Annotated in this window: 21 protein-coding genes and 1 pseudogene; 16 read left to right on the forward strand and 6 right to left on the reverse strand. The window is 40.4% G+C overall.

Going from position 1 to position 26,863, the window contains the following annotated elements:
• The first annotated feature begins 145 nt into the window (after positions 1-145).
• Complete coding sequence (locus L1D51_RS10815) at positions 146-601, forward strand: carboxymuconolactone decarboxylase family protein (RefSeq protein ID WP_239963651.1); 456 nt, start codon at positions 146-148, stop codon at positions 599-601.
• A 9-nt stretch (positions 602-610) separates the two neighbouring features.
• Positions 611-796: a YrhK family protein gene (locus L1D51_RS10820; RefSeq protein WP_054561655.1), complete on the forward strand. Its 186-nt coding sequence runs from the start codon at positions 611-613 to the stop codon at positions 794-796.
• 67 nt (positions 797-863) lie between these two features.
• Here L1D51_RS10820 and L1D51_RS10825 read toward each other — a convergent pair whose 3' ends face one another.
• Positions 864-1,106, reverse strand: a complete 243-nt coding sequence (locus tag L1D51_RS10825; protein WP_054561654.1) for a hypothetical protein — start codon at positions 1,104-1,106, stop codon at positions 864-866.
• Positions 1,107-1,345: 239 nt separating this feature from the next.
• Here L1D51_RS10825 and L1D51_RS10830 point away from each other — a divergent pair, with 239 nt between their 5' ends.
• Positions 1,346-1,894: a TIGR00645 family protein gene (locus L1D51_RS10830; protein ID WP_058585177.1), complete on the forward strand. Its 549-nt coding sequence runs from the start codon at positions 1,346-1,348 to the stop codon at positions 1,892-1,894.
• Between the two features lie 60 nt (positions 1,895-1,954).
• Here the strand turns inward: L1D51_RS10830 and L1D51_RS10835 are convergent, their stop codons facing one another.
• Positions 1,955-3,580 carry an alpha-glucosidase gene (locus L1D51_RS10835; RefSeq protein ID WP_239963652.1) on the reverse strand — a complete coding sequence of 542 codons (1,626 nt, stop codon included), beginning with the start codon at positions 3,578-3,580 and terminating at the stop codon, positions 1,955-1,957.
• A 683-nt stretch (positions 3,581-4,263) separates the two neighbouring features.
• On the opposite strand from L1D51_RS10835, the gene L1D51_RS10840 reads away from it, so the two are divergent.
• The 9 genes from L1D51_RS10840 to L1D51_RS10880 all read left to right on the forward strand — a co-directional run bounded on the left by L1D51_RS10840 (position 4,264) and on the right by L1D51_RS10880 (position 18,384).
• Positions 4,264-7,053, forward strand: a complete 2,790-nt coding sequence (locus L1D51_RS10840) for a TonB-dependent receptor (RefSeq protein WP_175082228.1) — start codon at positions 4,264-4,266, stop codon at positions 7,051-7,053.
• A gap of 105 nt (positions 7,054-7,158) precedes the next feature.
• Positions 7,159-8,655, forward strand: coding sequence for a tryptophan halogenase family protein (locus L1D51_RS10845; protein ID WP_239963653.1), 1,497 nt, complete (start codon positions 7,159-7,161; stop codon positions 8,653-8,655).
• A 2-nt stretch (positions 8,656-8,657) separates the two neighbouring features.
• Entirely contained in the window at positions 8,658-10,508 is a 1,851-nt protein-coding gene (locus L1D51_RS10850; RefSeq protein WP_239963654.1) for a glycoside hydrolase family 13 protein, read from the forward strand.
• A 94-nt stretch (positions 10,509-10,602) separates the two neighbouring features.
• Positions 10,603-12,477 (forward strand): alpha-amylase family glycosyl hydrolase, encoded by a 1,875-nt coding sequence (locus L1D51_RS10855; RefSeq protein WP_425605541.1) that lies wholly within the window; start codon positions 10,603-10,605, stop codon positions 12,475-12,477.
• Positions 12,470-13,954 (forward strand): MFS transporter, encoded by a 1,485-nt coding sequence (locus L1D51_RS10860; RefSeq protein ID WP_054561647.1) that lies wholly within the window; start codon positions 12,470-12,472, stop codon positions 13,952-13,954. The genes L1D51_RS10855 and L1D51_RS10860 overlap by 8 nt, the downstream gene beginning before the upstream one ends.
• A 12-nt stretch (positions 13,955-13,966) precedes the next feature.
• A complete protein-coding gene (locus tag L1D51_RS10865) occupies positions 13,967-16,366 on the forward strand; it encodes a glucan 1,4-alpha-glucosidase (RefSeq protein ID WP_239963656.1) in 2,400 nt (799 codons plus the stop codon).
• Positions 16,367-16,408: 42 nt separating this feature from the next.
• Entirely contained in the window at positions 16,409-17,320 is a 912-nt protein-coding gene (locus L1D51_RS10870; RefSeq protein WP_239963657.1) for a sialate O-acetylesterase, read from the forward strand.
• A gap of 198 nt (positions 17,321-17,518) precedes the next feature.
• A complete protein-coding gene (locus L1D51_RS10875; RefSeq protein ID WP_055020848.1) occupies positions 17,519-17,923 on the forward strand; it encodes a hypothetical protein in 405 nt (134 codons plus the stop codon).
• A gap of 74 nt (positions 17,924-17,997) precedes the next feature.
• Positions 17,998-18,384 (forward strand): hypothetical protein, encoded by a 387-nt coding sequence (locus tag L1D51_RS10880; RefSeq protein ID WP_055020870.1) that lies wholly within the window; start codon positions 17,998-18,000, stop codon positions 18,382-18,384.
• A gap of 7 nt (positions 18,385-18,391) precedes the next feature.
• On the opposite strand, the gene L1D51_RS10885 is transcribed toward L1D51_RS10880, so the two are convergent.
• On the reverse strand, positions 18,392-18,691 hold the full coding sequence (locus L1D51_RS10885) for a hypothetical protein (protein ID WP_239963658.1): 300 nt from the start codon (positions 18,689-18,691) through the stop codon (positions 18,392-18,394).
• Between the two features lie 42 nt (positions 18,692-18,733).
• Positions 18,734-19,147 (reverse strand): hypothetical protein, encoded by a 414-nt coding sequence (locus L1D51_RS10890; protein ID WP_239963659.1) that lies wholly within the window; start codon positions 19,145-19,147, stop codon positions 18,734-18,736.
• A gap of 226 nt (positions 19,148-19,373) precedes the next feature.
• Here L1D51_RS10890 and L1D51_RS10895 point away from each other — a divergent pair.
• Together L1D51_RS10895 and L1D51_RS10900 are read left to right on the forward strand one after the other, a co-directional pair.
• A pseudogene (locus L1D51_RS10895) lies at positions 19,374-19,475 on the forward strand (DUF1287 domain-containing protein); the annotation flags it as partial.
• 102 nt (positions 19,476-19,577) lie between these two features.
• The gene (locus L1D51_RS10900) at positions 19,578-20,498 is read left to right on the forward strand and encodes a hypothetical protein (RefSeq protein ID WP_239963660.1); all 921 of its coding nucleotides are present in this window, start codon (positions 19,578-19,580) and stop codon (positions 20,496-20,498) included.
• 65 nt (positions 20,499-20,563) lie between these two features.
• Here L1D51_RS10900 and L1D51_RS10905 read toward each other — a convergent pair whose 3' ends face one another.
• A complete protein-coding gene (locus L1D51_RS10905; RefSeq protein WP_239963661.1) occupies positions 20,564-22,750 on the reverse strand; it encodes an OsmC domain/YcaO domain-containing protein in 2,187 nt (728 codons plus the stop codon).
• Between the two features lie 193 nt (positions 22,751-22,943).
• On the reverse strand, positions 22,944-23,963 hold the full coding sequence (locus L1D51_RS10910) for a LacI family DNA-binding transcriptional regulator (protein WP_054561639.1): 1,020 nt from the start codon (positions 23,961-23,963) through the stop codon (positions 22,944-22,946).
• Positions 23,964-24,378: 415 nt separating this feature from the next.
• Between L1D51_RS10910 and glk the strand changes: the two genes are divergently transcribed.
• Both glk and L1D51_RS10920 read left to right on the forward strand, forming a co-directional pair.
• On the forward strand, positions 24,379-25,377 hold the full coding sequence (gene glk / locus L1D51_RS10915) for a glucokinase (protein WP_055020853.1): 999 nt from the start codon (positions 24,379-24,381) through the stop codon (positions 25,375-25,377).
• 22 nt (positions 25,378-25,399) lie between these two features.
• Entirely contained in the window at positions 25,400-26,413 is a 1,014-nt protein-coding gene (locus L1D51_RS10920; RefSeq protein WP_054561637.1) for a LacI family DNA-binding transcriptional regulator, read from the forward strand.
• Positions 26,414-26,863: the final 450 nt, after the last annotated feature.

The raw sequence follows: 26,863 nt of genomic DNA on the forward strand, positions 1-26,863 counted from the left end.
ATTTACATCTATCTAGATTATAAAAAGGGATTGCAATTGCAATCCCTTTTTTGTGCTTGTATGACACTGCGAATGTCGTTTTTTACCAATATTTGCTTTTAGGCTGTTGTTATTCTGTCATCAACATCAAGACAGGAGATTTAAAATGCAAACACGTTTATCACAACAGCAGCTATATTCACTCAACCCAGGACTTGTTAAACATTTAACTGGGCTAAGCGCACTGCCAGAAGATACAAATATAACCGCGAAGCTCGCTGATTTAGTAAGACTAAGAGTGTCGCAAATTAATGGCTGTGGGTTTTGTCAGCATATGCATTCAGCAGAGCTGAGAAGCCAAGGTGAGCGTCAACAGCGACTCGATGTACTAGCCGCTTGGCGTGAAGTCCCTGTGTTTTCAGAACAAGAAACGGCAGCACTCGCTTGGGCGGAAGCCTTAACAAATATCATTGATAAACATGTTGAAGACGATGTTTACAACCAAGTGTCTGCTATCTTAAACGAAAAAGACATTGTTGTATTAACGACGGTAGTACTTGAGATAAACAGCTGGAATCGCATAGTTAAAGCGTTTCACTTTACCCCTGATTTAACAGAATAAGGAATGGTGATGAAGTTTACACTCGCACCTAAAGTTAATGCGTTGGTGAATATCATATCAGCATGTGCCTTTTTCTTTGGTAGTACCTTATTTCTACCTGCATTTATAGAATATGCCACAGTGGGGGTGGTGTTATTCATGGTAGGTTCGTTATTATTTTTATTAAGTGCATTAGCTGATTATTACAGTCATTAAAAACAAAAAACCGGAGCGCACATCATTGTGTCATTCCGGTTTTTCTATATTCTAAGTAGGCGTAAAATTAAATTTGTACGTCTTTTACTTTTTTATAGCCTTCAGCTTCAAGCTCATCGTTTAAACATTTTAATACGTATGGCTTTAACTCTTCGTTGCTGATGTCATCATCTTTTGCCCAGTTTAAGCACATTTCAGTGTATTCTTTGATCATTTCAGCTGATGCTTCAGGTGCTTCGTTAGCGATTGCATTCGTTGCTGACACGCTTAAAACAGGTGCCAAAATTAGTGCTAGCAATGCTTTTTTCATTTAATTATTCCTAATCAACAAAAGTAATTATTACCGGCTCAATTGCACAGTAATGGTGCGCAATGTGTATCTCACTTTGCTTGAGTGAATTTATAAACTAAATTTCAAAAAAAGATAACGAAAAATTTTTATCGTAAAGATAAGCAAAAAATAACCATTCTTTTTGCTTCTAATGCTGGTAATCGTAAGGTCAAAACACGTATTATCGCGCTAATTTTAAAAGAAAAGTGAACTAACTTATGTCTGAACAAGTGACTCATTCAAAAATAAAGAAAGTACCAACCAAACTAGAGCAAGTTGTGGAGAGTTTTATCTTTCGCTCGCGTTGGTTATTAGCACCATTCTTTATTGGCTTATTAGTCGCTGTGGTATTACTGCTGCTAAAGTTCTTTAAATATTTATACAGTATGGCCTTAAATACGTTCACTGCGTCAAACCAAGAGCTTTTGGTAGGTATTTTGACTTTAGTTGACACTGCGCTATTAGCAGGGCTTTTGCTTATTATAATTTTTAGTGGTTACGAAAACTTTGTGTCAAAGTTGAATATAGACAACCATGAAGACAGGCCTGTGTGGATGGGTAAAGTTGGTTTCTCGGGCCTGAAGATGAAACTGATAAGCGCTATTGTCGCTATATCGGCTGTGGAGCTTTTAAAAGTCTTTATTAGCTCGAACAACCATTCAACAGATGAGCTACTCTGGAAGGTGTTAATTCATGTCACGTTTGTGGTGTCGGGGGTGTTGTTTGCGCTCACAGATTACATTAATAGTAAAACCATGAACCACTAATACCACGATTAGGAATAAAAAAGCCCTGCATTGCAGGGCTTGGTTTTTAACAACTGATTATTAATTCAGGGTTGCGTAAAAGCAACCGAACCCGGGCAGAGTGACTGTATTATTGTTTAATTCAGCTGTGTGATGAGATATCTCATTATGCTTTGAAGACACAGAATCAGAGATTGTCAGTTCATTAGTTTGTGCACCTAAGTTGAATGCACAAAGCATTTTAGTGTCGTTAAGCGTTCTATAAAAAGCAAGCACTGGCTCTTGCGTTTCGATAAATTCAATATCGCCTTCTAACAATACGTTCTTATCTTTACGCCATGCCATAAATTCACGATAAGCATTCAAAATTGAATCTTTATCTTGATCTTGCGTATTTACGGCGACTGATTTGTGCGCATCGCCCACAGGTAGCCAAGGTTTTACTGTTGAGAAACCTGCTTGCTCAGCATCTGCTGCATCCCATGGCATTGGTGTACGACACCCGTCACGTCCTTTAAAGTTTGGCCAAAATGTAATGCCATATGGGTCTTGTAAGTCTTCAAATGCAACTTCAGCTTCACCTAAACCAAGTTCTTCACCTTGGTACATACAAACGCTACCACGTAACGAAGCAAGTAGGGCTGTTAGCATCTTACATTGCTGAGGCTCAATTTTTTCACCTTGACTCCAACGGCTAGCAACACGTTCAACGTCGTGGTTGCTAAATGCCCAACATGGCCAACCTTCGGTCATGCGCTGCTCTAAAGTGCTAACTGTAGTACGAATATATTCCGCGCTATAGTCGTTAGTAAGTAGCTCAAAGCTATAACCCATATGAAGTTTGTCACCACCTGATGTGTACTCAGCCATGGTTGCGAGTGAATCTTCAGATGAGATTTCTCCTAATGCAACTGTACCAGGGTACTTGTTTAGTAGGGCACGAATGTCCTGCATAAAATTAAGGTTTTCAGGTTGCGTATTATTGTAGTAGTGATACTGGAACGCATAAGGGTTGTCTTCGCTAAAGCCACGGCCTTGACGTTTCTCTGGTGGCTTAGCTGGATTATCACGTAATTGAGCATCGTGATAGCAAAAGTTAATTGCATCTAAACGGAAGCCATCAACGCCTTTCTTCAGCCAAAACTCAACATTATCTAATACTGCTTTGCGTACTTCAGGGTTATGGAAGTTTAAATCTGGCTGCTCAGCAAAGAAGTTATGTAAGTAATATTGACCACGACGCGGTTCCCATTGCCATGCAGGGCCACCAAAAATTGATAACCAGTTATTTGGCTGTGTGCCATCAGGCTTTGCATCAGCCCAAACGTACCAATCTGATTTGTCGTTGGTTTTATCTTCACGGCTATCAAGGAACCATTGATGTTGATCTGAGGTATGGCTCAATACCTGATCAATAATGATCTTAATATCACGTTGATGAGCTTGTGCGATGAGTTCATCAAAATCGTCAAGGTTACCAAACAATGGGTCGATATCACGATAGTCACTGATGTCATAACCAAAGTCTTTCATTGGTGATTTAAAGAAAGGCGAAACCCAAATAGCATCAACACCTAGGCTTTTAATATAATCAATACGATCAATGATACCTTTGATATCACCAATGCCATCGCCATTGGTGTCTTGGAAACTGCGCGGGTAAACTTGATAAATAACCGCACCTTTATACCACTGCTTTTGAGCCATGTTTTTCTCCATCGTGACACTCAGTGTATGTAAACTGTTAGGCAACCGTTAATGCAATATGTTGCCGGAATGTCAAAAGCATACGTGAAGGGTGAGATACTGTAAAAACTCTGCATACGTATGCACGCCAAATTCATCTTTGTTCTCAGTAAAATTTATTAACTTGATTTAAAAGTAAACAACTCGAATTGCTATCAATAAAATTTACCAATTAGGTTTGTTGGGTTTTAATTATGATCGGGAACGCCAGCTTGGTGCATAATATAGCTGGCTTACACCATAATGGTGCAGGGGTTGTATTGGTAAGACCAATTATCATTGGTATAGACTACTACCTTTAATAATTGCGTTAAGTCACCATTTAACCGAGATAAATGGCTTAGTACCTATTTGTGTAACCAAATTTGGGGCGAAAATATAGCGAAAATGTTTCAATACTATTAAATCACACAATAAAATTGATAAATCATTTATATTCATATGGTTACAATTCTATTTTGTAAAAATGTTGTTAATGTTCGTAGTGGTGGACTACGCTGAATACGTATGCATAAATTTGTTAAGAAAATAATCAGAGCGTTAATATTCAATTCGACAACAAAATCAGTCAGCGAATTACAGCTATTATGTTAATGAATAACTGCAACACGTTGGCATTACAATTTGGGTAATGGGAAAACATCATGTCTATGTTCAAACCAAGTATATTAACTCTGGCTTTAACAGCCGCAGGTTTAAATAGCTTTGTAGCTTATGCTGCAGAAGAAGACCAAAAAGCAAAAAACGATAACGTTGAAGTTATCGAAGTAAAAGGTTTTCGTGGCAGTGTTGTAGAATCTATTAATACTAAACGCTTCACCCCTGAAGTTGTTGAGTCAATCTCAGCAGAAGATATCGGTAAATTACCTGATTCATCAATCGCAGAATCAATCGCACGCCTTCCTGGTTTAACAGCACAACGTCTAGACGGTCGAGCTAGCCGTGTAAGTGTTCGTGGTTTCAGTGAAAACGAAAGTGCAACAACATTCAACGGTCGTGAGCAAGTTTCAATCGGCGACAACCGTGGCGTTGAATTTGACCTTTATCCATCAGAAATTATGAGTGGCGTAACGGTATATAAAACTCCAAGCGCAGGCATTGATGCTGAAGGTATCGCTGGCGTTATCGACATGCAAACTGTTAAACCTTTAAGTAAAGGTGAGCAAGTTATCATGTTCAACGGCCAATACGAGCAAACGGGTTTTGACAAATTAAACCCAGACGGTGACGATAAAGGTTTCCGTGGTACGGTTTCTTACATTGACCAATTTGCAGATGACACAATCGGTGTTGCATTCGCTTACAACACGATGAGCTCTCCAAACCAAGAAAAACGTTGGAACTCTTGGGGTTACCCTGAATTTACAGGTGAAGATGGTAATACGTACTCAATTTTAGGTGGTGCTAAGCCATTCGTACGTTCATCGACTCTTGAACGTGATACAGCAATGCTTGTTATTGAAGCTGCGCCGACTGATCGCCTAAACATGACATTTGATGCTTTATATGTAGATTTCTCTGATGAGAAAATCTTACGTGGTATCGAAGTGCCATTTGCATGGGGCCAAGGTTCAATTGACCCAAGTTCAGCTGTTGTTGACGCAGATTCTGGTTTCATCACAAGCGCAGTAACAGAAGGCCAACGTGTTGTTGTTCGTAATGACTACGAAGAGCGTAACGCAGAACTAACTCAGTTTGGTTTTAATGCAAAATACGACATTAGCGATGATTGGTCAGTAGAATTTGACGTAAGCCGCTCTGAAGTTGAGCGTCAAATCTGGAGTATCGAAAGCTACTCAGGTACGGGCCGTGGTGATGCAAATGGTGTTGCTGATACGATTGGTTATGAGTTTGACGGTGGTAACACTGGCGCACAATTCAGCCATAACCTTGATTACAGCGATTATGACTTAATTCAACTTGGTGGCCCATTATCATGGGGTGCAAGTGCTGCACTTAACGATAAGTACGGCCTAACTGATACTGCTTATCAAAATACTGCGCAAGATGGTTTCATCAATGCGCCAGAAATCAATGATGAACTAAGCACATTGAAACTTGCTGCAAGCAAAGTACTTGATAACGCTTACATCAGCCGTGTGTCATTCGGTATGTCATACCGTGACCGTGAAAAGAGCAAGTTGTCTGAAGGTTACTTCATGACACTAAAAGACTTCTCTTTATCAAACCCTGGTATGTTATCTATCCCAGAACAATACCGTTTAGGGTCAGCTAGCCTTGATTTCATTGGTATGGGCAACATGGTTGCTTATGATACCAACGGTCTGGTGAATGATGGTTACTATAGCCTTCTTCAAGAAAGCTTAACTGATTCAAAACACAAGACACAGTCTTGGACAGTTCAAGAGGAAGTAACTGCGTTCTTCGCACAAGCTGACATTAATGCAGAGCTGGGCTCTATCCCTGTAACAGGTAACGTTGGTGTGCGTTATGTGAAAACTGAACAGTCTTCACAAGGCTTCGCTGCTAATACTGTGGATGGTTTAGTTGTTGTATCTCCAACAGATGTAAGCCATGACTACAGCCACTTCTTGCCAAGCATCAACTTATCATTTGCAATTGATGAAGAGCAAACTGTACGTTTTGGTGCGGCAAAAACGATTTCTCGTGCTCGCTTAGACGAAATGAACTCATCAGTTAATGCGTCTTACAACCAGCAACCAGATGAAAACGGTAACTACTGGAGCGTATCAGGTGGTAACCCAGAGCTTGAGCCGAAAGAAGCAACTGGTTTTGATTTAAGCTATGAAAACTACTTCCATGAAGAAGGTTACTTCGCTGCAGCTGTATTCTATAAAGATATCACTCAGTGGATTTTTGACGGTACTTATGAAATCGATATGAGCGGTGTAGCTGACCCGTCTACTGGTGAAATCCCTGAAACTTCAACAGGTACAGGTTCAGGTAAAGTGAACGGTGGTTCTGGTGACCTATGGGGTTACGAGCTTTCATTAACTCTACCATTCACTATGTTCAGCGAGTCACTTGATGGTTTTGGTTTAATCGCAAGCCATACAGGTGTTGAGCAAGACTTAACTGACCAAAATGGTAACGATTATGAGCTACCTGGTCTGTCTGACCAAATCGATAGCTTAACAGTTTACTTTGAGCGTAACGGTTTCCAAGCGCGTACTAGCATGCGTAAGCGTAGCGACTTTAAAGGTGACGTATACGGTTTAGGTTTTGCAACTACACAAGTTGACATTAAAGGCGAAACAATTTGGGATGCTCAAGTTGGTTACGACTTTAGTGAAGGCGGTGTAGAGAGCCTTGATGGTTTATCTGTCACTTTCCAAGTACAGAACATCACAGAAGAGCCGTTCACATCACTACAAGGTGATAACTCACTTCAAGTACGTGACTACCAAGACTACGGTCGTACATTCCTGTTAGGCTTCAGCTACAAGCTGTAATTAGCTAAAACAGCGATAGAAAATTGCCCTTGTGATTTGTTTTACAAGGGCTTTTTTATATCAGTGAGCTACACTCAATGAATTGAAATTGGCGTTAGGTGTACTATGGAAACAAAAAAAATAACCAAGGTCGTGATTGCCGGTGGTGGTACTGCAGGTTGGATAACCGCTGCATTACTTAATAAAGTGCTGGGCAAAGTAATTGATATCACGCTGGTAGAGTCAGCAGAGATTGGCACTGTTGGTGTAGGCGAAGCAAGCATCCCACCTATTTTGCATCTAAATGGTGCGCTAGGCATTTCTGAAAAAGAATTTATTAAGGCTACTGGTGCCACGATTAAGCTTGGTATTGAGTTTGAAAATTGGCGCAGTCAAGGCCACAGCTATATGCATGCCTTTGGTGAGATAGGTAAAGATTTTCCGTTTTGTGAGTTTTATCATTTTTGGCTAAAAGCAAATCAAGCTAATAATGCGCCTGATTTTTGGGATTTTTCACTTAATTATCAAGCTGCAAAAGCGCATAAATTTGCTCACCTCAAGCACATTCCTAACACTCAGTTAGCGGGCTTACATTATGCCTACCATTTTGATGCCACTCGATATGGCGAATTCTTAAAGGAATTAGCGCAATCACGAGGCGTAAAACGCATTGAAGGCAAAATTGAATCGGTTAACCAATGCCATGAAAGCGGGTATATTCGCTCTTTGCTACTTAAAAATGGCGAGCAAATAGACGGCGACTTATTTATTGATTGCACCGGTTTACGTGCTTTATTAATAGAACAAACTCTTAATACCGGCTTTGAAGATTGGTCACATTGGTTACCATGTGATAGTGCGATTGCGGTGCAAAGTGAATCAGCTTATGATGCAATTCCCTATACACGTTCAATTGCTAGAGACTCGGGTTGGCAGTGGCAAATTCCATTACAACACCGTGTAGGCAACGGACTTGTATACTCTTCGCGCTTCTTATCAGACGAAGCGGCAAAACAACAGCTCTTAGAAAACCTACCTGCTAAACCACTGACAGAGCCCCGCGTTATTAAGTTTAAAACAGGTCGTCGCTTAAAACAGTGGCATAAAAATGTAGTATCAGTTGGCTTATCAAGCGGATTTTTAGAGCCATTAGAATCGACCAGTATTCATTTAATTCAAAGTGCAGCCATTCGTTTAATTAAGTTTTTTCCTCATCAAGGTATTAAACAAAGCCTTGTGGATGAATTTAATCAACAAAGTAAAACAGAATTTGAGCGAATTCGTGACTTTATTATTCTTCATTACAAGATTACTGAGCGTGATGACAGTGCGTTTTGGCGCTTTTGTAAAGGCATGGATATTCCAAGCAGTCTTAAAAAGAAAATTGAGCTATTTAAAACCAGCGGCAAGCTCGTAAGAGAAGACGATGAGCTATTTGCCGAAGTTGCGTGGCAGCAAGTGATGATAGGGCAAGGGCTAATTGCAGAGGATCACCATCCATTAACTGATGCGTTATCAGACGAGCAATTAAATGAGTTATTTAGCAATCTAAAAACCTTGATTAATAGCACTGTCGAGCAACTGCCGAGGCACAGTCAATTCTTAGAAAAAGTACAAAATTAACTATGAAAACAACACGAACATTTTTAGCGTTAACGACCGCATTTACACTTTTTAACTCAACAGCAAGTTTTGCTATTACTGCGTCACCAGAAAACTGGTGGGTGGGCATGCAAAATGACTCGTTACAAGTCATGCTTTACGATAACAATATTGCTAACAAAACGTGGCAAATGATGCCTTATAAAGGTGTTGAGTTTAAAGGGGTGACAACAACGAATAACCCTAACTACGCGTTTTTAGATTTAACCATTAGCGATAATGCAAAGGCGGGAACACTAACCTTTAAAGCTGAAGATGGCACAGAATTTACTTACCCATTAAATGCCCGTGATAAACAAAGTGCCAATCGTCATGGCTTTACAAATAAAGATACGCTTTATTTAATCAATCCTGATCGCTTTGTAAATGGTGATCCAAGCAATGACACCGTTGCTGGTATGAAGGAGGCTGCAAACCCAAGTTTTAAAGGTGGCCGTCATGGCGGTGACATTCAAGGTGTTATTAATAGCCTAGATTATCTTGATAACTTAGGCGTGACTCAACTTTGGTTAACACCGGTGCTTGAAAATGACATGCCAAGTTATTCTTATCATGGTTATGCTATTACTGACTTTTACAAAGTTGATCCGCGTATGGGCAGTAATTCGCTTTATAAAACATTATCTGCAGAAGCGAAAGAGCATGGTATCGGCTTAGTGATGGACATGGTACTTAACCACTTTGGTTCATCGCATCAGTGGATGGCTGATATGCCTACTGCTGATTGGGTTAACTTTGATGGCAAGTTTGAAAACGGTAAAAATGCAACCAGTCACGCCAGACAAACAATCCAAGACCCTCACGCAAGCCAATACGACAAACGTCAATTTAACGATGGTTGGTTTGTTGAGTCGATGCCTGATCTAAATCAGCGCCAGCCGTTACTATCAACGTATTTGATTCAAAATGCCATTTGGTGGATTGAATACGCCAACTTAAGCGGCATTCGTGTTGATACCTACTCATACTCAGATAAAGCATTTTTAGCCGATTGGACTAAAGCCATTATGACCGAGTATCCAAACTTTAATATTGTTGGCGAAGAGTGGACAACCAACCCGGCTATTGCATCTTATTGGCAGCGTGGCAAAGTCAATCAAGATGGTTATACCTCTGATTTACCAAGTGTGATGGACTTTTCATTACAAGAAGCGCTGATCCAAGCACTCAACGAAGAAGAAAGCTGGAATACAGGTTGGGTAAAAGTGTACCAATCGCTAGCGAATGACTTTTTATATGCTGATACAGATAACATTTTAGTGTTTGCTGATAATCATGACATGAGCCGTGTTTACACTGAGCTGGGTCAAGACCTCGCAAAAACAAAATTAGCCATGACGCTGCTGTTAACAACTCGTGGTATTCCACAAATTTATTACGGCACAGAACTGTTACTTGATAACACACCAAGTAATGACCACGGTGATATTCGCATTGACTTCCCGGGTGGGTTTAAAGGTCAAAAAGCGAATGCCTTCACAGGTAAGGGGCTTTCAGCTGATCAGCAAGAGATGTTAGCTAGCATGAAAAAACTGCTTAAGCTTCGTCAAGAAAAACCAGCGTTAAGCGAAGGTCGTTTAATGCATTTTTCACCCAAGCAAGGCGTGTATAGTTATGCGAGAGAGCACAATGGCCAAACTGTATTGGTTATTCTTAACAAAAACCAACAAGCCATTGATTGGGATTTAAGCTACATGCAAGAAGTGCTGAAAGGTAATAATAAAGGACGCGATTTAATCAGTGAAAAACGCGTTGATCTTGCAGCGACAATCCGCTTAAAAGCTATGCAAGCACGCTTAATCGAGCTTGAATAATTGCAACTAATAGGCTGAATACGTATGCATTTACTGTCCGTATGCAGCCCTTAACATTAGTATGAACTGATATTTACAGAAAAATGAAGTAATGATGACAACATACAAACTAACTGCGTTAGTAGTGGCTTCGGTTTTAGGTTTAACTGCCTGTGGTAACGATGCGCCAGTACAGCAGAACACGCAACAGCAACAATCAGAATCTAGCCAAGCAGCTATCTCTAAGCCTGTGGTTTACCAAGTATTCACTCGATTATTTGGTAACACTAACACCACCAATAAACCGTGGGGCACATTAGAAGAAAATGGGGTAGGTAAATTCGCTGATTTTAATGATGCAGCATTACAAGGCATTAAAGAGCTAGGAACAACACATGTTTGGTACACTGGTGTACCGCGTCATGCTTTAGTAACTGACTATACCGAATACGGTTTGTCACAAGATGACCCTGATGTTGTAAAAGGCCGTGCAGGCTCACCTTATGCAGTGAAAGACTATTACGATGTTAATCCTGATTTAGCAATTAACCCTGAGCGCCGCTTAGAAGAGTTTGTAGAGCTAATTAATCGTACTCATAAGCACGGTATGAAAGTTGTTATTGATATTGTGCCAAATCACGTAGCGCGTAATTACGAGTCAGTCGCCAAGCCTGAGGGCGTAAAGGATTTTGGTGCTGAAGATGACACGACGAAAACCTATGCTCGCGATAATAACTTTTACTATGTAACAGGGCAGTCATTTCAAGTGCCTACCAGCGATAGCTACCAAGTGTTAGGTGGTAACCCGCATCCTCTAGCTGATAATCAGTTTGCCGAAACCCCAGCAAAATGGACGGGTAATGGGGCCCGTGCCGCTAAACCTGACATTAATGATTGGTACGAAACAGTTAAAATCAATTACGGTGTGAAACCAGACGGTAGCTACGACTTCCCAACACTACCGGATGATTACGCTGATAAAGATTACCGTGCGCACTACGCATTTTGGCAAGATAAAGATCTACCAAATAGCTGGTATAAATTCCGCGATATCGCGCTTTATTGGTTAGATAAAGGTGTCGATGGCTTCCGTTATGATATGGCCGAGATGGTGCCTGTTGAGTTTTGGAGCTTTTTAAATTCATCAATCAAGATGCAAAAAAGCGATGCCTTTATTTTGGCTGAGGTATATAACCCAACGCTTTACCGCCCATATATCCAACAAGGTAAGATGGATTACCTTTACGACAAAGTCGGTTTTTACGACACGGTTAAAGCTGTGATGCAAGGCAAGCAATCAGCGGATACTATTTTCAATATCCAAAGCCAAGTGGCTGATATTGAACAGCACATGCTGCACTTTTTAGAAAACCATGATGAGCAACGTATTGCTAGCCCAGATTTCGCTGGTAGTAGTGAAAAAGGTAAGCCAGCGATGGTGGTATCTACATTGATGTCGCGCTCGCCAACCTTACTTTATTTTGGTCAAGCTGTCGGTGAAGATGGCTCTGAGGACGGTGGTTTTGGCGACCCAACGCGTACCAGCATTTTCGATTATATGGGTGTACCTGCGCATCAAGCATGGATGAATAATGGTAAATTCGATGGCGGTGCGCTTTCAAAGCAGCTAGCTGATCTTCGCGCTTACTACACCAAGTTGATGTCGTTAAACACACTTCCTGCCATTGTTGGTGGTGACATGCAAGCGGTTGAATTGACAGGCTCAGAGCAAGTTATTGCGTTCACGCGTAAGCTAGGCCAACAACTAGTGCTTGTAGTAAGTAACTTTTCAGAAAACCAACAAAATGTTGAGCTTACTCTTAACCAAGCGTTGTTACCTAAGCTTAACCACAGTGGTTTAACGTTTACTGATAACCTAGAAAATCATGCCGACATTGTGATTCCTGAGGCATCTACTAAGGCGCCAATTCAATTACAACTGAACGGCTTAAGCAGTGCAGTATTTACCTTAAAGGCTGACTATGAATAATAACAAACCAACGCTAAGCTTTTGGCAAATATGGAATATGTGTTTTGGATTCTTAGGGATCCAATTTGGCTTTGCATTACAAAACGGTAATGTAAGCCGTATTTTTCAAACCTTAGGTGCCAATGTTGATGATATTCCAATCCTGTGGGTTGCAGCACCATTAACAGGCCTTATTGTTCAGCCGATCATCGGTTATTGGAGTGATAAAACATGGAATAAGTTAGGCCGTCGTCGTCCGTTCTTTTTCTATGGGGCTATTTTAACAACGTTATCGTTATTCATAATGCCTAACTCACCAAGCCTGTGGATTGCGGCGGGTATGTTATGGATCATGGATGCGTCAATTAACGTAACTATGGAGCCATTCCGTGCTCTTGTCAGTGATAACTTACCGAAAAAGCAACGTGCAACTGGTTATGCAATGCAAAGCTTCTTCATTGGTGTTGGTGCGGTTGTAGCGTCTGCATTACCTTGGATGATGACTAACTGGTTCGATATTGCTAATACTGCACCTGCAGGGCAAATTCCAGATTCTGTAAAATTCTCGTTTTACTTTGGCGCAGTAGTATTAATTATTGCTGTGTTTTGGACTGTCTTTACTACTAAAGAATATTCACCAGAAGAACTTGAAAGCTTTCATGAACAAGAGCAAAGCGATGACTCGGGCGATGTTCAAAGTGATGTAAACTTTAACAAAGGCGCTGCAATCTTTACGGTTCTTGGGTTTGTAGTACTTGGTATTGTTACGGGTCTATCCCTTGAAAAAGAGCTTTATTTACTTGCTGGTGGTTTGATTAGCTTTGGTGTTATTCAATTTATTGCCGGGGCCTTAAAGGCTAAAAACGCAACCAGTGGTGGCTTTTATCAAGTTGTGAATGATGTATTCACTATGCCAGAAACGATGAAACAATTGGCTTGGGTACAATTTTTTAGCTGGTTCTCATTGTTTGCAATGTGGATTTACACCACATCGGCAGTAACTAGCTTCCACTACGGCAGCAGTGATACAAGCTCTCTTGCCTACAATAACGGTGCGGATTGGGTTGGTGTATTATTTGCCGCTTACAATGGTTTTGCTGCCATTGCAGCACTGTGTATTCCGGTTATCGTTAAAAAAGTAGGGCTAAAAATGGCTCACGCTATCAACCTAGTGCTAGGTGCATTGGGTCTGGTCAGCTTCATTATTATCAAAGATCCAAGTTTACTGATCTGGCCAATGATTGGAGTAGGGTTTGCTTGGGCGTCAATTCTATCTTTACCATACGCAATGTTAAGTACCTCAGTACCAAGTAAAAAAATGGGTGTGTACATGGGTATCTTTAACTTCTTTATTGTTATTCCGCAGCTTTTAGCGGCAAGCGTATTAGGCCTAATTTTACGTCACTTTTTTGATAATCAACCGATTTATGCGTTAGTGCTAGGTGCAGTGTCATTCGTACTAGCAGCGGTCGCTGTACTGCGCGTTAAGCAACAATAATAAGGACACACCATGAAAAAATTTAATCTCATTACAGCAAGCTTGTTAGTGTTAGGTTTAACAGCTTGTAGTTCAGAACAATCAGCTAATACAGCAGTTGAGCAGGTGTCTGCACCAGGAGCACCGGGTGTTGAGCCTTTTTGGGCATACTCTGGTAAAACGGGGATTGGTACCTCTTACGAGCAATACCAAGATGGCCACTACAGCGACGCAGCTGCTACCGGCAAAGTATCAAAAGTTTGGTTTTCAATCGCGAAAGGCATGATCACCGAAACCATGTTTGGTTTAATTCACCAAGCACAAATCAAAGATATGCAATTTGTTGTAGTTGGTAAAGACTTTACCGTTACAGAAAACGATGATCTCGATGTAAGCATTGATTATTTATACAAAGACGACGCTGGTCGTCCATTATCGCTTGCTTACAAAGTAGTAAGTAAAGATAAACAAGGTCGTTTTACTTTAGAAAAACATATCTTTACAGATCCAAACGGCCAAACATTGTTTGTTCGTAGCGTATTTAATACTGAACTTGAGGGTGTGAAAGCCTACGTTAATGTGAACCCTTACATTGATAACAACGGTTTAGACGATTTTGCAAAAGTAACTGATAAGGGTCTAGTTGCTTGGCAAGATGATAACTTTTTATCTTTACAAGCCGCTCAACCATTTAAGCAAGCAAGCGTTGGCTTTACGGGTGTAAGTGATGGCTTAAAAGAGTTAAAAGCATCGCAATCATTATCAACGACTTACCAAAGTACTGGTGATAAGTCGGGTAATGTAAGCTTACTTGCAGAGCTTGGTGAAGTATCAAAAAACACCACCTTTGATTTAGCTTTAAGCTTTGGTAACTCTGAAGCTGCAAGCTTAAAAGAAGGTCAAGCAAGTTTAAATCAAGGCTACCAAAAAGTACTTGCTGCATATAACGGTGAAGGTGTTGCAATTGGTTGGCAAGACTACTTAGCAAGCCTTGAACCTTTGAGCACATTAACTAACAGCACCGCAGATAATGGAAAGTTGCTTTATACCAGCGCCATGGTATTAAAAGCGCAAGAAGATAAAACTCATGCCGGTGCTTTAATTGCGTCACTTTCTAACCCTTGGGGTGAAACGGTGTCGGCAAAAACAGGTTCTACTGGTTATAAAGCGGTTTGGGTACGTGATTTCTATCAAGTAGCAATGGCATTTATGGCCATGGGTGATACACGTACCGCAAAAACGGCGTTTGAATATCTAGAAAAAGTACAAGTAACAGATAACACACCAGGCAATGGTGGTGACACCGGTTGGTTCTTACAAAAGACTCATGTTGATGGTGAGCTTGAGTGGGTAGGTGTTCAGCTTGACCAAACAGCAATGCCAATTATGTTAGCGTGGAAACTACATCAAGCTGGCGTTCTTAGCGATCAAGAGCTGACAGATTGGTATGGCAAAATGTTAAAACCAGCTGCTGATTTCTTAGTTGATGGTGGCCTTGCGAAAATTCTTTGGAATGACACACAAATTACACCGCCAGCAACGCAACAAGAGCGTTGGGAAGAACAAAATGGTTTTTCACCATCAACAACGGCTGCGGTTGTTGCAGGCCTAGTTACAGCTGCTGATATTGCTAAAAAAGCAGGTGACACTAAAAATGCAGAGCGTTACCTAGCAACGGCTAAAACGTACAATAGTGAAATTGAAAGTACGATGTTTACGACTCAAGGTAACCTTAAGTCTGAAAACAGCGATGGTGAATATTTCATTCGTATCGGTCAAGACAAAGATCCAAACTCATCAACCACACTTAATGCCAATAACGGGCGTGAAGGCTTTGATAAAAAGCAAATCCTTGATGGTGGATTCTTAGAGCTTGTACGTTATGGTGTTCGTGATGCACTTGCGCCAAGCATTGTAAAAACATTACCAGAGTACGATGACGAAACCTTAGTCGATAATCTGCAAGTGCGTTACACCTTTAATTTTGCTGATGGCTCGGGTTCATTCCCAGGCTACCGCCGCTATGGTAACGATGGTTACGGTGAAGATGAAGTGACAGGTAATAACTATGCCGAAGGTGGCAATAACACCCCTGGTCAACGTGGTCGTGTATGGCCGTTTTTTACAGGTGAACGCGGTCACTATGAAATCGCCGCTGCAAACGCAACCAACAGCCTTGATGCGATGAAGCAACAAGCGATTAAAGACACTTATGTAAAAGGTATGGAAGCATTTGCCAATGAAGGCATGATGTTACCTGAACAAGTTTGGGATGGCGTAGGCAACAATAAAGCAGGCTATCAGCTAGGTGAGGGTACAAACTCAGCCACACCACTGGCTTGGACTCACGCTGAATACATTAAGTTACTCCGTTCAGTGAGCGATAAACATGTATGGGACCATTACCCAGTTGTTGAAGACGCATTGAAGTAAAAACTTATTTAACATGCCCAATATTTATTGGGCATGTTGCTTTTGGCAAAAGGAAAAATAATGTTAAAAAGAATGGCTTTATGTGCTCTATTAGCGGTAAGTACGCAAAGTAAAGCGGATGATTACTTGCTTTACTTTATGGGTGGCCAATCAAATATGGAAGGATTTGGCTTTAATAAAGATTTACCCGCGCAGTATAAAAAACCAGTTGAAAATACCTTACTCTTTTTTGGTAACCCTGTTGCTGATGATGCATTAAATGGTGGTAAAGGTGTTTGGACTAATTTAATGCCTGGCTTTGGAACAGGCGCTAGATCGACAGATCATTCAATTATTTTATCTGAAAGATTTGGTCCTGAATTGAGTTTTGGTAAACGCTTATCTGAGCTTACAGATAAGAAAATAGCCATTATTAAATATGCACGTGGAGGCTCATCTATTGCGCTTGGGGCATCTGGCTTTGGTACATGGGGGCAGAACTATGCTGACAACACTAAGATTAACCAATGGGATAACTTTCAAACTACCGTAAGAGCTGCGTTAGCTAACAATGATATAGATGGTGATGGTGAAGCCGATACTTTAGTCCCAGCAGGGAGCATTTGGATGCAGGGTGAGGCAGATGCCTATCATGAGCAAGCATCTAAGGTTTATTTAGCTAATTTAACAAGTCTGATGAATGATATGAAGGTGACTTTTGGCAATAAAGAGTTACCAATCATACTTGGCAGAATAGAAGACTCTGGTAAAACACCCCAAACACGAATGATGCCATATATTGAGAGTGTATGGGATGCTCAGGAAAAGTTCGTTAAATCAAATGCTAATGCTCATTTAGTTGCCTTTGATGAGCCTGTCGAATTCATTGAAGATAAATGGCACTATAAAAGTAATTACTATATAAGACTAGGTAACCTTTTTGCAGAAAAAGCAGCCGAAACATTAGCTAAGTAAGCTTCTTTTAAATAGCTACTTAAATAATTAAACCGCCGAATTAACCTCGGCGGTTTTTTGTTTTGCACTTTTTTACAATTTAATTGTGCTTTCCTTATATGGGTACGTTAAGATAGCTTAACTTTAATTCAGTAAACAAAAGCCATTACTATTTGGTGTAATTTGTAGCTGAACAATTAATTCAGGGAAGGTGCAAATATGTTCAAGGCTTTATCTACTTTGTTGGGTGTTGGTTTATTGTGTTCTTGTGCAATAAATACAAACGTGGGTGAGTATGTGCTTGGTGATGTTGAAACTTCAGTCCGAGGTCACAATGTTGAAGTATTTACAGAACGCCAATTAGTGAGCCACAGAGCAACATTTCTTGGCCAGGTTTCGAGCTATTATTGCCAATTAGAAAGTGATATGCATTTACCACAAGCGGGTCCGTTTGATGATATTAATGGTTCTAGAAGTCAACTCCAAGACACTCTTAAAAGTAAAGTACAGCAAAGGGGTGGCAACGCGATTGTATTTGGACAGTGTTATATCAGTGCTCATGCAGATACTGATTGCCAAAAAGCGCTGAGTTGTGAAGGGTTTGCGTACCAAGTTGAATATTAAAAACTTTTACTATTTCCATCTCGTTACTTAAGGTCTGGACTGTGGCGAATTATCCTAACGCTATCCTAGGTTTGATGTTACTTTTTCATGCTTCTATTACCAGTTGTGCTGAACTTAAACCCTTCACTACAGATGGTTGCAGCTCTTTTCCTGATGGAACAATAGAACATAAAAACTTATGGTTGGCGTGCTGTACAGCCCATGATCTTGCATATTGGCAAGGGGGTACTTTCAAGCAACGTGAGCAAGCTGATATAGATTTAAAAGCGTGTGTTGCACAAGTAGGTGAGCAAGAAATTGCAGTATTGATGCTTGCCGGTGTTAGAGTGGGTGGAACACCTTTTTTACCTACTAGCTTTCGCTGGGGTTATGGCTGGCCATACCCTAAGCTTTATGGTGAACTAACAGAGCAAGAGCGCTTACAAGTTGAAAGTCGTCTAGCTGAGCTTAAAACTAAATAACCTATAGCTATCTAAATTCTTTACAGGTTTTTGATGCATCGTTGATCACAGTTGCTTCAGCGCTTTTGGAAAAATGTGATGACATGTAAAGACTTAATTGATGGTCGGGCATTTTAATGCGTGTAATGCCATTAAAGCGATGAGGCTCAATATCTTTTGCAATCACAGCAGGAAGGGCTGTTATACCAGCTCTGTTCTTAGCCACAAAATCAACGGCTTGTTGCCATGTACTGGCTTGTTGCCATGTACTGGCTTGATGTTCATGGCTTATCGATTCATTTTTATCAATGCCTAAATATTTAAGCATTAAGGTACATGCCCCAGTTCCGCGTTTATAGACGATACCATTTTAGTTTGCCTGTCTGCGTAAATTCTCGTGTCTGCGTAAATTCTCGATACTCAAGTCTGGGTTAGTACTGTGGCTGATTAACTCATATCCAACTTGATAAATTGTTGCTGAGCGAGTCGCAAATAGATCTCTCTGTGGTAACAATAAAAGAGGCATGGCAATATCTACTTCATTGTTTTGCAGCATTTTAATATGCCGTGCTTGCGGTACAGTGATTACGTCGTAGTTGCTATCAAGTTGATTGATAACGCAGCTATAGGCTGATTTTAATTCACCGTTAAATTGTTTGCGTGAGTACTTTAATGACTCGCCATTTTCACTTGATACACCAATAAGCACTTTAGCGGAAATTGAATGACTGAGTGAAATACTCATTAGAGCGAATAAGGTAAATAAAAAACGTAATAAATCCATTTATTAAAACATAATGTGGTAAGAGGTGAGTAATTTAGCAATGGCTACTCATAAATACAATATGGTTGCTGGAGCCAAAGCAGTGTGATTAATTTTACATATCAGCTTGCTGACTATTTCTTACTTTAAAACAATGAAATAAAGAGATTTTTGCTCAGTTAAGCTGAAACTACCGCTGCTAAAATCATGTAGCATTTTGTAGCTTACAGATGAACTATCGAAAGATAAATTAAGAGCTCTGATTGTTCATAACATTGGCTGGGTTCCTAAAATGGAAGATAGGTTATTCACTTACAAAATTACAGGGCATTACCGATATAAACCCTAACATTCACATTAGGCTTCAATTAGTTACCACTTTAATATACATTTAAGATATCGTTTGTACCTCAATTGGGTTTAGCTTAATTTTAACTTAAAAGGGATTTATATGAAAAATGTTAGTAAATGCATTGCCAGCTTATTGTTGCTACTTCCGACGACTATTTTTGCTGCTCAAGAAGTTGTGATTGAAAAGTCAGATAAATTTACCGAACTGTCAAAAGGCTTAAAGGTAAGTGTTAGAACTGGCCCTACAAAAAATGCCAAAATTTATGACTTTTCGACCAAAAAAATAACCATCAACGATGAGCATGGTGCGCCTTTTCAACGTTACTATTTGCAAATTGTCACAGCAGATAAAGAATGGGCTAAGGAAATCATTACGTTTGATGATAAAACAAATACAATTGACTTAAATGCACTACTTTTTGGTCAATTGGTAGACACTTCTGAACTGAATAAATTAGACTCAGCGCATGCTTTTTCTTTATATAATCGCCTTGAAAGTATCCTCTCGGAAGAATACGGAACATTTGAACAGGTTTATAATAATGGCCTTGCTGACTATTTAAATTATATGTCGATAGACGCCGGTTTTGAGAATTACATAGCAAGAACCGGGGGAGCGGGCGATAAACTCACAGAATCACTAAAAGAAATAAAGAAGCCGCCTCTTGTTGAACACCAACAATTAATAAGTGAGTTTATTAAGGCTGTAAATCAAAAAGACAAAACATGGTTGTTGGCACAGCAAAGACCTAATTCCTCACAGCGAGACTCGGGAATTTATGCGCGCGGTCTAAACGTGCTGTTTGAGTATTTTGATAGCATAGGTAACCCTACAAAGTTTAATATTACCCGAGAAACACAAGGTCGCTCTTATGACCTTAATTCTAATAAATACATTATTGTTGAATTACTTGAGCACAAAGGCCAAAGAGAAAAAATAGAGATGGAGTTTATGTTTGTAGATACTTATGGTGGCCGTTTCATTGCTGAATACGACATTACAGGTGTTCGTTTTCGTTAAGTAACGGGTTAAGTAAAGTTGAAAAGCCGCAGGTTACGAAAACGTGCGGCTTTGATATTTCTTCGTTATAGCCCTGCTTTTTTAGCGCGAGCAGCGTGTAGCTTTTTATAGCTTTCGATTAAACGAAGGTGCCTGTCTAAGCCCTCAAGCTTCATGCTGGTTTCTGTTAAACCATAGAACATAACATCGCCGTTGATTGAGCCAACGACTGCATCCATCGTTTCTTGACCAAACATACGGGTGAAGCTATGAATGTAATCTTCAATCTCTAGGTCATCGCTGAGTGCGACTTCCAATGTTGCATGCATTGCTTGGTAGAATAGGCCGCGTTCAACAATGGTATTGTCGTTATACTGTAAGAATGCTTCAACAAGCTCCATTGCTGCTTCTAAATCACCAAGTGCTAAGTAAATAAGTAGCTTCAGCTCAAGAATCGTTAGCTGACCCCACACTGTGTTTTCATCAAACTCAATACCGATTAAGGTGATGATATCTATGTAGTTATCTAGTTCACTTTCTTCTAAGCGCTCAACTAAATCAGCAAGTTGATCTTCTGATAAACGATGCAGGTTTAAGATATCCTCGCGGAAGTTAAGTGATTTATTGGTATTGTCCCAAATCAAGTCTTCCACAGGATAAACTTCTGAGTAATCAGGCACTAAAATACGACATGCAGTACCAAGGTCTGAGAACTCAGCAATGTAAGCTTCTTTACCTAAGCTTTCTAAAATACCGAATAAGCTCGCTGTTTCTTCTTCATTGCTACCTGAGAAATCCCATTCAACAAAATCATAATCGTGCTTAGCGCTGAAGAAGCGCCATGAGATCACGCCAGTTGAATCAATGAAGTGCTCTACAAAGTTTTCCGGTTCAGAAACTGCCATACTATTGAACGTTGGCTTAGGTACATCGTTTAAGCCTTCGAAGCTTCTGCCTTGTAATAACTCAGTTAAGCTGCGCTCTAATGCAACTTCAAAGCTTGGGTGCGCACCAAAAGAAGCAAATACACCGCCTGTTTTAGGGTTCATGAGTGTTACGCACATCACTGGGAACTGACCACCTAGCGAGGCATCTTTTACTACAACAGGGAAACCTTGTTCTTCAAGACCATTAATACCCGCAACAATACCTGGGTATTTATTTAAAACGTCCTCTGGAACGTCTGGTAAAACAATTTCTTGTTCTATGATTTGGCGCTTAACTGCACGCTCAAAGATTTCAGATAAACACTGTACTTTTGCTTCGGCAAAGTTGTTACCAGCACTCATACCATTACTTAAGAATAAGTTTTCAATTAGGTTTGAAGGGAAGTAAACCGTTTCACCGTCTGACTGGCGAACATAAGGAATAGAGCAAATACCACGTTCTTTATTACCAGAGTTAGTATCGATTAAGTGTGAGCCACATAGCTCACCATCTGGATTATAAATTTCACGGGTATAATCATCTAATATGCCCTCTGGTAGAGAGTCATCATCAGTCAGAGCAAACCACTTTTCATTTGGGTAATGAACAAACTCGCTATTGGCAATGTCTTCGCCTAAGAACTGATCGTTATAGAAGAAGTTACAGTTTAAGCGCTCAATAAACTCGCCCAAAGCTGAGCATAGCGCGCTTTCTTTAGTTGCACCTTTACCATTGGTAAAACACATTGGCGACGCTGCATCACGAATATGAAGTGACCATACATTTGGCACAATATTACGCCAAGAAGAGATTTCGATTTTCATCCCTAACTCTTCAAGGATGGCCGTCATATTTGCGATGGTTTCTTGAAGGGGTAAGTCTTTACCTAAAATAAAGGTATTACTGTCATCACCTGGTTTTGCCATCAACATTGCTTGCGCGTCTGCTTCGATGCTTTCAACAGTATCGATTTTAAACTCTGGGCCAGTTTGAATAACACGTTTTACTGTACAACGCTCAACAGAACGTAAAATACCCGTGCGGTCTTTCTCAGAAAGGCCTTCTGGTAACTCAACCTGAATTTGAAAAATTTGGTTATAGCGGTCTTCTGGATCAACGATATTGTTTTGTGCAACACGAATACCATCTGTCGGGATATCGCGTGAATTACAATACACTTTAATAAAGTAAGCCGCACACAATGCAGAAGATGCTAAGAAGTAATCGAATGGACTTGGTGCAGTACCATCACCCTTATAGCGAATAGGTTGGTCTGCAATGACAGAGAAATCATCAAACTTGGCTTCAAGCCTGAGGTTGTCGAGAAAATTAACTTTAATTTCCATTAAAAAATTCCACCTTTGTGCGCGTTGTTATCTAAAGCTTTGTTTGCCAGATAAGCGTTTTCAACATAATAGGCGTAATTATCTGCTTTTTCGAAGTAATAGTCTTGGGTAAATCGAAAAAAAACTGATTTTAATGCAATAAGTTTCTGGTTGGGTAAGGAGGAGGCGATAACAAAGCTGTCATCGCTAAAAATTAAACACTCGAACCACGAATAATTAAACGCGGTGGTAAAAGGGTATTCTCTACATTTTCACCACGAATAAGTTTGAGCAGGTTATCGACCAACATTTGTCCAGCGAGGGTGGTGTCTTGCTGTACGGTGGTAAGTGGTGGGTTTACAAAGCTGGCAACAGCAATGTTATCAAAGCCAACAACATGTACATCATCAGGAACCTTGATTTTCGCTTCTTTCAAGGCGCGAATAGCACCAATTGCAATAAGGTCACTGGCGGCAAACAATGAGTTAAAGCGAATGTTATTTGCTATGAGGGAACGAGTCGCGTGATAGCCTGATTCTTCAGTTGAAATCGCATTTGCCATCTTACGTTCGTTTAAAGCCACGCCTTTGGCTAAGAAAGCATCTTTAAAACCCTGGTAGCGAGCAAAAAATTCAGGGCTATGATCAGAAGCATCACCAATAAATGCACAGTCGGTTCTACCGGTTGCGAGTAAATGTTCTGCTGCTAATTTACCACCGCCGTAGTTATCGCAGCTGACTGTTAGATCTGGGCGGTTATCGACGCTTGCACCCCAACAGACAAACTTAGTATGTTGGTCAATTAAGGTTTTAAATTTAGGTTGGTAATCGAGGTAATCACCATAACCAAGCAGTATTAAGCCATCTGCACGGTGGCTGTCTTCGTAATCGGCTTGCCAATCAGAGCTGCTCGACTGAAACGATACCAGTAAGTCGTAGCCTTCTTTTGCACAAGCTCTTGTAATACTGCCTAGCATCGCCAAAAAGAAAGGGTTTATTTGTGATTCATCCGAAGTGGGATCTTCAAATAATAAAAGGGCGAGGGTGCTACTTTGTTGAGTTCTTAAGTTACTGGCATTTTTATCAACTTTATAGTTGAGCTGTTTTGCTACCTCATGAACACGTCGACGCGTTTCTTCGTTGACTAAAGGGCTATTTCGCAGCGCGCGAGAGACGGTTGACTGCGACACACCCGCATAATGTGCAATGTCAAAAGATGTCGCCTTACCTTTCATATGGTTACCAAATAACAGAAGTAGTAATTGCCATTTTCGGCTATTTAATATTTTTTTCAAGCTATTTGTGACAAGCGGCGTGTGTGTGGCTGTTCTGTACACAGCTAGGTATTTTTTATGCGTATATAAATGCTTTTTCGATACTTAATACGCAGGTTTTTCCATTAAATACGTATGCATGCACAAATAATGAAAATTTTTATTGATCCTAATCTGACACCGGTGTCATAATGTCACTGTTTTATCATTTTGTTGTCAAAACGTATTTGGCTGCCCATTCATTTGGGCAGCATTTTTTTAATACAAAAGATAGCTTCTTTGAGGCAATGACCCAAAGTTTAGCAGACACAGTGGCTTTGCCATTGAAAACTAGAAAAATAAGCGGCAACTAGCTTAGACAAATAGAGAAAACATCATGAACACACAGACAACTACAGAATTCGCTCCTATTCTTGTTGCCGATATCGGCGGCACTAACGCTCGTTTCGCTTTAATCACTGACTTTAATGCACAAACTAACCAGTTTGTTATCGAGCACAATTTAACTTTTCCAAGTGCTGACTTTGGCTCTTTAGAAAGTGCGATAAACCAGTACTTCAGCCAAATTTCGTTTCCAAAGCCAAGCCGTGCATGTTTAGCAGTAGCTGGCCCGATCAAAGCAGGCCAAGTTCACTTAACAAACCTTGGCTGGCACTTTAACGTTGCAGATTTAAAAGCTGAGTTTTCATTTGAGCAACTTGAAGTAATCAACGACTTTGCAGCATTTGCCTATGCAGCACCTTATTTAGATGATTCGCAAAATATGGCTGTTAAAGCAGGCCAGGCTGATGAAAATGCGAATATCGCAGTTATGGGGCCAGGTACAGGTTTTGGTGCTGCGTGTTTAGTTCGCACATCACAAGGCAGCGCTGTTCTTAGCTGCGAAGCAGGGCACATTACCCTTGCGGCAGTGACAGAGTTAGACCGCTTGTTAATCACTGAGCTTAAAAAGCAGTTAAATCATGTATCTGTTGAGACTGTGTTCTCAGGCCCTGGTATTGCTCATTTATATGGCGCTATGGCTGCGGTAAAAGGCGTTGAAGCGAAGAATTTAGATGCAGCACAAATTAGCGAGCTTGCAACCACTGGTCAATGTGAAGTCTGTGATGCAACACTCAATCAATTTTGTGATTGGATTGGCAGCGTAGCAGGGGACTTAGCCCTGACATTTGGCGCATTAGGTGGCGTATTTATTGGCGGTGGTATTTTACCTCGTATGCAACAACGTCTATTATCTAGTCGATTTGTTGAGCGTTTTGCAGACAAAGGCATTATGTCGCAATATACTTCACAGATCCCCGTTACGCTTGTAACACAAGACAACATTCCATTCATTGGTGCTGCTGCGTGTATACATGTTAAAAGTAACGCGTAATTAGCAGTTGGATGTAGAGCGGATGAAGAAAGTAACCATCAACAGTGTCGCCAGCTATGCCGGTGTATCGAAAAAAACAGTATCTCGCGTGCTCAACAATGAGCCAAACGTGAGTGATGCAACGCGCGAAAAAGTACTTAAAGTATTTAAAGAGCTTGATTACACACCAAACCCAATCGCTCGTGGCTTGGCACAAAACCGCAGTTTCATCATTGGTTGCTTGTACGACAATCCGAGTAAAAGCTATATTACCCGGGTGCAAACTGGTGCCTTAGCGGCGTGTCATGAGCTTAACTACAATTTATTGATCCACCCATGTGAATTACGCGGCGAAGAATTAATTAGTAACATTGAGCAATTAATTCAAACCTCACGTTTAGACGGCATTGTACTGACCCCACCATTTTCAGATTTCCCTGAACTTGTAAGCTTTTTGAAGTCGAAAAAGATCCCTTATGCCCGTGTCGCATCTGCGGTACTTGAAGACGATTCTATTTCGGTAAGAAGTAACGACGAGCAGGGGGCTTTTGAAATAACAGAGCATCTTATTAAGCTGGGCCATAAAGAAATCGCCTTCATCAAAGGTCACCCTGATCACAGTGCGACAGAGCAGCGTTTTAAAGGTTATCGAAGAGCGCTTGCGTCAAATGGTATTGAGTTTGATGAACGCTTAGTTGAAGAAGGTAACTTCAGTTATCACTCTGGTGTTGACAGTGCTCGTACAATCTTAGATTTGAACCCTCGCCCAACAGCGGTATTTGCTTCAAATGATTACATGGCAGCGGCGGTATTAAAGCTTGCTACGCAAATGCAGTTAAGAGTGCCAGATGATATTTCTATTGCTGGGTTTGATAATGCCCCAATTGCACGTCATATTTGGCCAGGGTTAACGACCATTGCACAACCAGTTGAAGAAATGACTCAGCAAGCAGTTAAGCAATTGATCACTCATATTGGTGATCCACAAGAGTCGCCTTATCAAGTAACCCTTGAAGCAAAACTTATTACTCGTGAGTCGACAGCAGCAATTAAATAAATTTCATCTTGTTTTTTCACAGTAGCCCGAGAATGAGTGACGCGTTCTCGGGCTTTTTTATTTCAAGCTTAAAAACTTAATGAAACGCTATAAGTTACTGTTTTTATACCAATCCGCTTAATTAAGTAGTCTATTTTGAGGCAATAAAACCTCGTTGATAACAAGGCAAAAATTTCGTTATTTAGTTGTTCTAAATGAGAAATTTTTAACACAGTTAGCGACAGGTTTAATCCCTCAAAATGATTAAGTATTATTGCGGGTTGGTATTAATTAAAACAAACCCCAAAGCTTGTCTTGCCTATAGGCCTTTAATAGTGGCACTTCACATGAATTCTACTCATATTCTACTAAAATAAAATTGTTCATTATTTGGTCATTTAAAAAAATTAAACTAAATTTAACAGATAAGGTTGACACCGGTGTCATAGTCATGAGTTAATACAGTGACAC

The sequence above is a fragment of the Pseudoalteromonas shioyasakiensis genome (genome assembly GCF_022398475.1).
Lineage (GTDB): Bacteria > Pseudomonadota > Gammaproteobacteria > Enterobacterales > Alteromonadaceae > Pseudoalteromonas.

Coding starts and splice junctions, on each gene's coding strand:
- L1D51_RS10815 (WP_239963651.1), top strand. CDS start 146: ATGCAAACACGTTTATCACAACAGCAGCTATATTCACTCAACCCAGGA.
- L1D51_RS10820 (WP_054561655.1), top strand. CDS start 611: ATGAAGTTTACACTCGCACCTAAAGTTAATGCGTTGGTGAATATCATA.
- L1D51_RS10825 (WP_054561654.1), bottom strand. CDS start 1,106: ATGAAAAAAGCATTGCTAGCACTAATTTTGGCACCTGTTTTAAGCGTG.
- L1D51_RS10830 (WP_058585177.1), top strand. CDS start 1,346: ATGTCTGAACAAGTGACTCATTCAAAAATAAAGAAAGTACCAACCAAA.
- L1D51_RS10835 (WP_239963652.1), bottom strand. CDS start 3,580: ATGGCTCAAAAGCAGTGGTATAAAGGTGCGGTTATTTATCAAGTTTAC.
- L1D51_RS10840 (WP_175082228.1), top strand. CDS start 4,264: ATGTCTATGTTCAAACCAAGTATATTAACTCTGGCTTTAACAGCCGCA.
- L1D51_RS10845 (WP_239963653.1), top strand. CDS start 7,159: ATGGAAACAAAAAAAATAACCAAGGTCGTGATTGCCGGTGGTGGTACT.
- L1D51_RS10850 (WP_239963654.1), top strand. CDS start 8,658: ATGAAAACAACACGAACATTTTTAGCGTTAACGACCGCATTTACACTT.
- L1D51_RS10855 (WP_425605541.1), top strand. CDS start 10,603: ATGACAACATACAAACTAACTGCGTTAGTAGTGGCTTCGGTTTTAGGT.
- L1D51_RS10860 (WP_054561647.1), top strand. CDS start 12,470: ATGAATAATAACAAACCAACGCTAAGCTTTTGGCAAATATGGAATATG.
- L1D51_RS10865 (WP_239963656.1), top strand. CDS start 13,967: ATGAAAAAATTTAATCTCATTACAGCAAGCTTGTTAGTGTTAGGTTTA.
- L1D51_RS10875 (WP_055020848.1), top strand. CDS start 17,519: ATGTTCAAGGCTTTATCTACTTTGTTGGGTGTTGGTTTATTGTGTTCT.
- L1D51_RS10880 (WP_055020870.1), top strand. CDS start 17,998: ATGTTACTTTTTCATGCTTCTATTACCAGTTGTGCTGAACTTAAACCC.
- L1D51_RS10885 (WP_239963658.1), bottom strand. CDS start 18,691: ATGCTTAAATATTTAGGCATTGATAAAAATGAATCGATAAGCCATGAA.
- L1D51_RS10890 (WP_239963659.1), bottom strand. CDS start 19,147: ATGGATTTATTACGTTTTTTATTTACCTTATTCGCTCTAATGAGTATT.
- L1D51_RS10900 (WP_239963660.1), top strand. CDS start 19,578: ATGAAAAATGTTAGTAAATGCATTGCCAGCTTATTGTTGCTACTTCCG.
- L1D51_RS10905 (WP_239963661.1), bottom strand. CDS start 22,750: ATGGAAATTAAAGTTAATTTTCTCGACAACCTCAGGCTTGAAGCCAAG.
- L1D51_RS10910 (WP_054561639.1), bottom strand. CDS start 23,963: ATGAAAGGTAAGGCGACATCTTTTGACATTGCACATTATGCGGGTGTG.
- glk (WP_055020853.1), top strand. CDS start 24,379: ATGAACACACAGACAACTACAGAATTCGCTCCTATTCTTGTTGCCGAT.
- L1D51_RS10920 (WP_054561637.1), top strand. CDS start 25,400: ATGAAGAAAGTAACCATCAACAGTGTCGCCAGCTATGCCGGTGTATCG.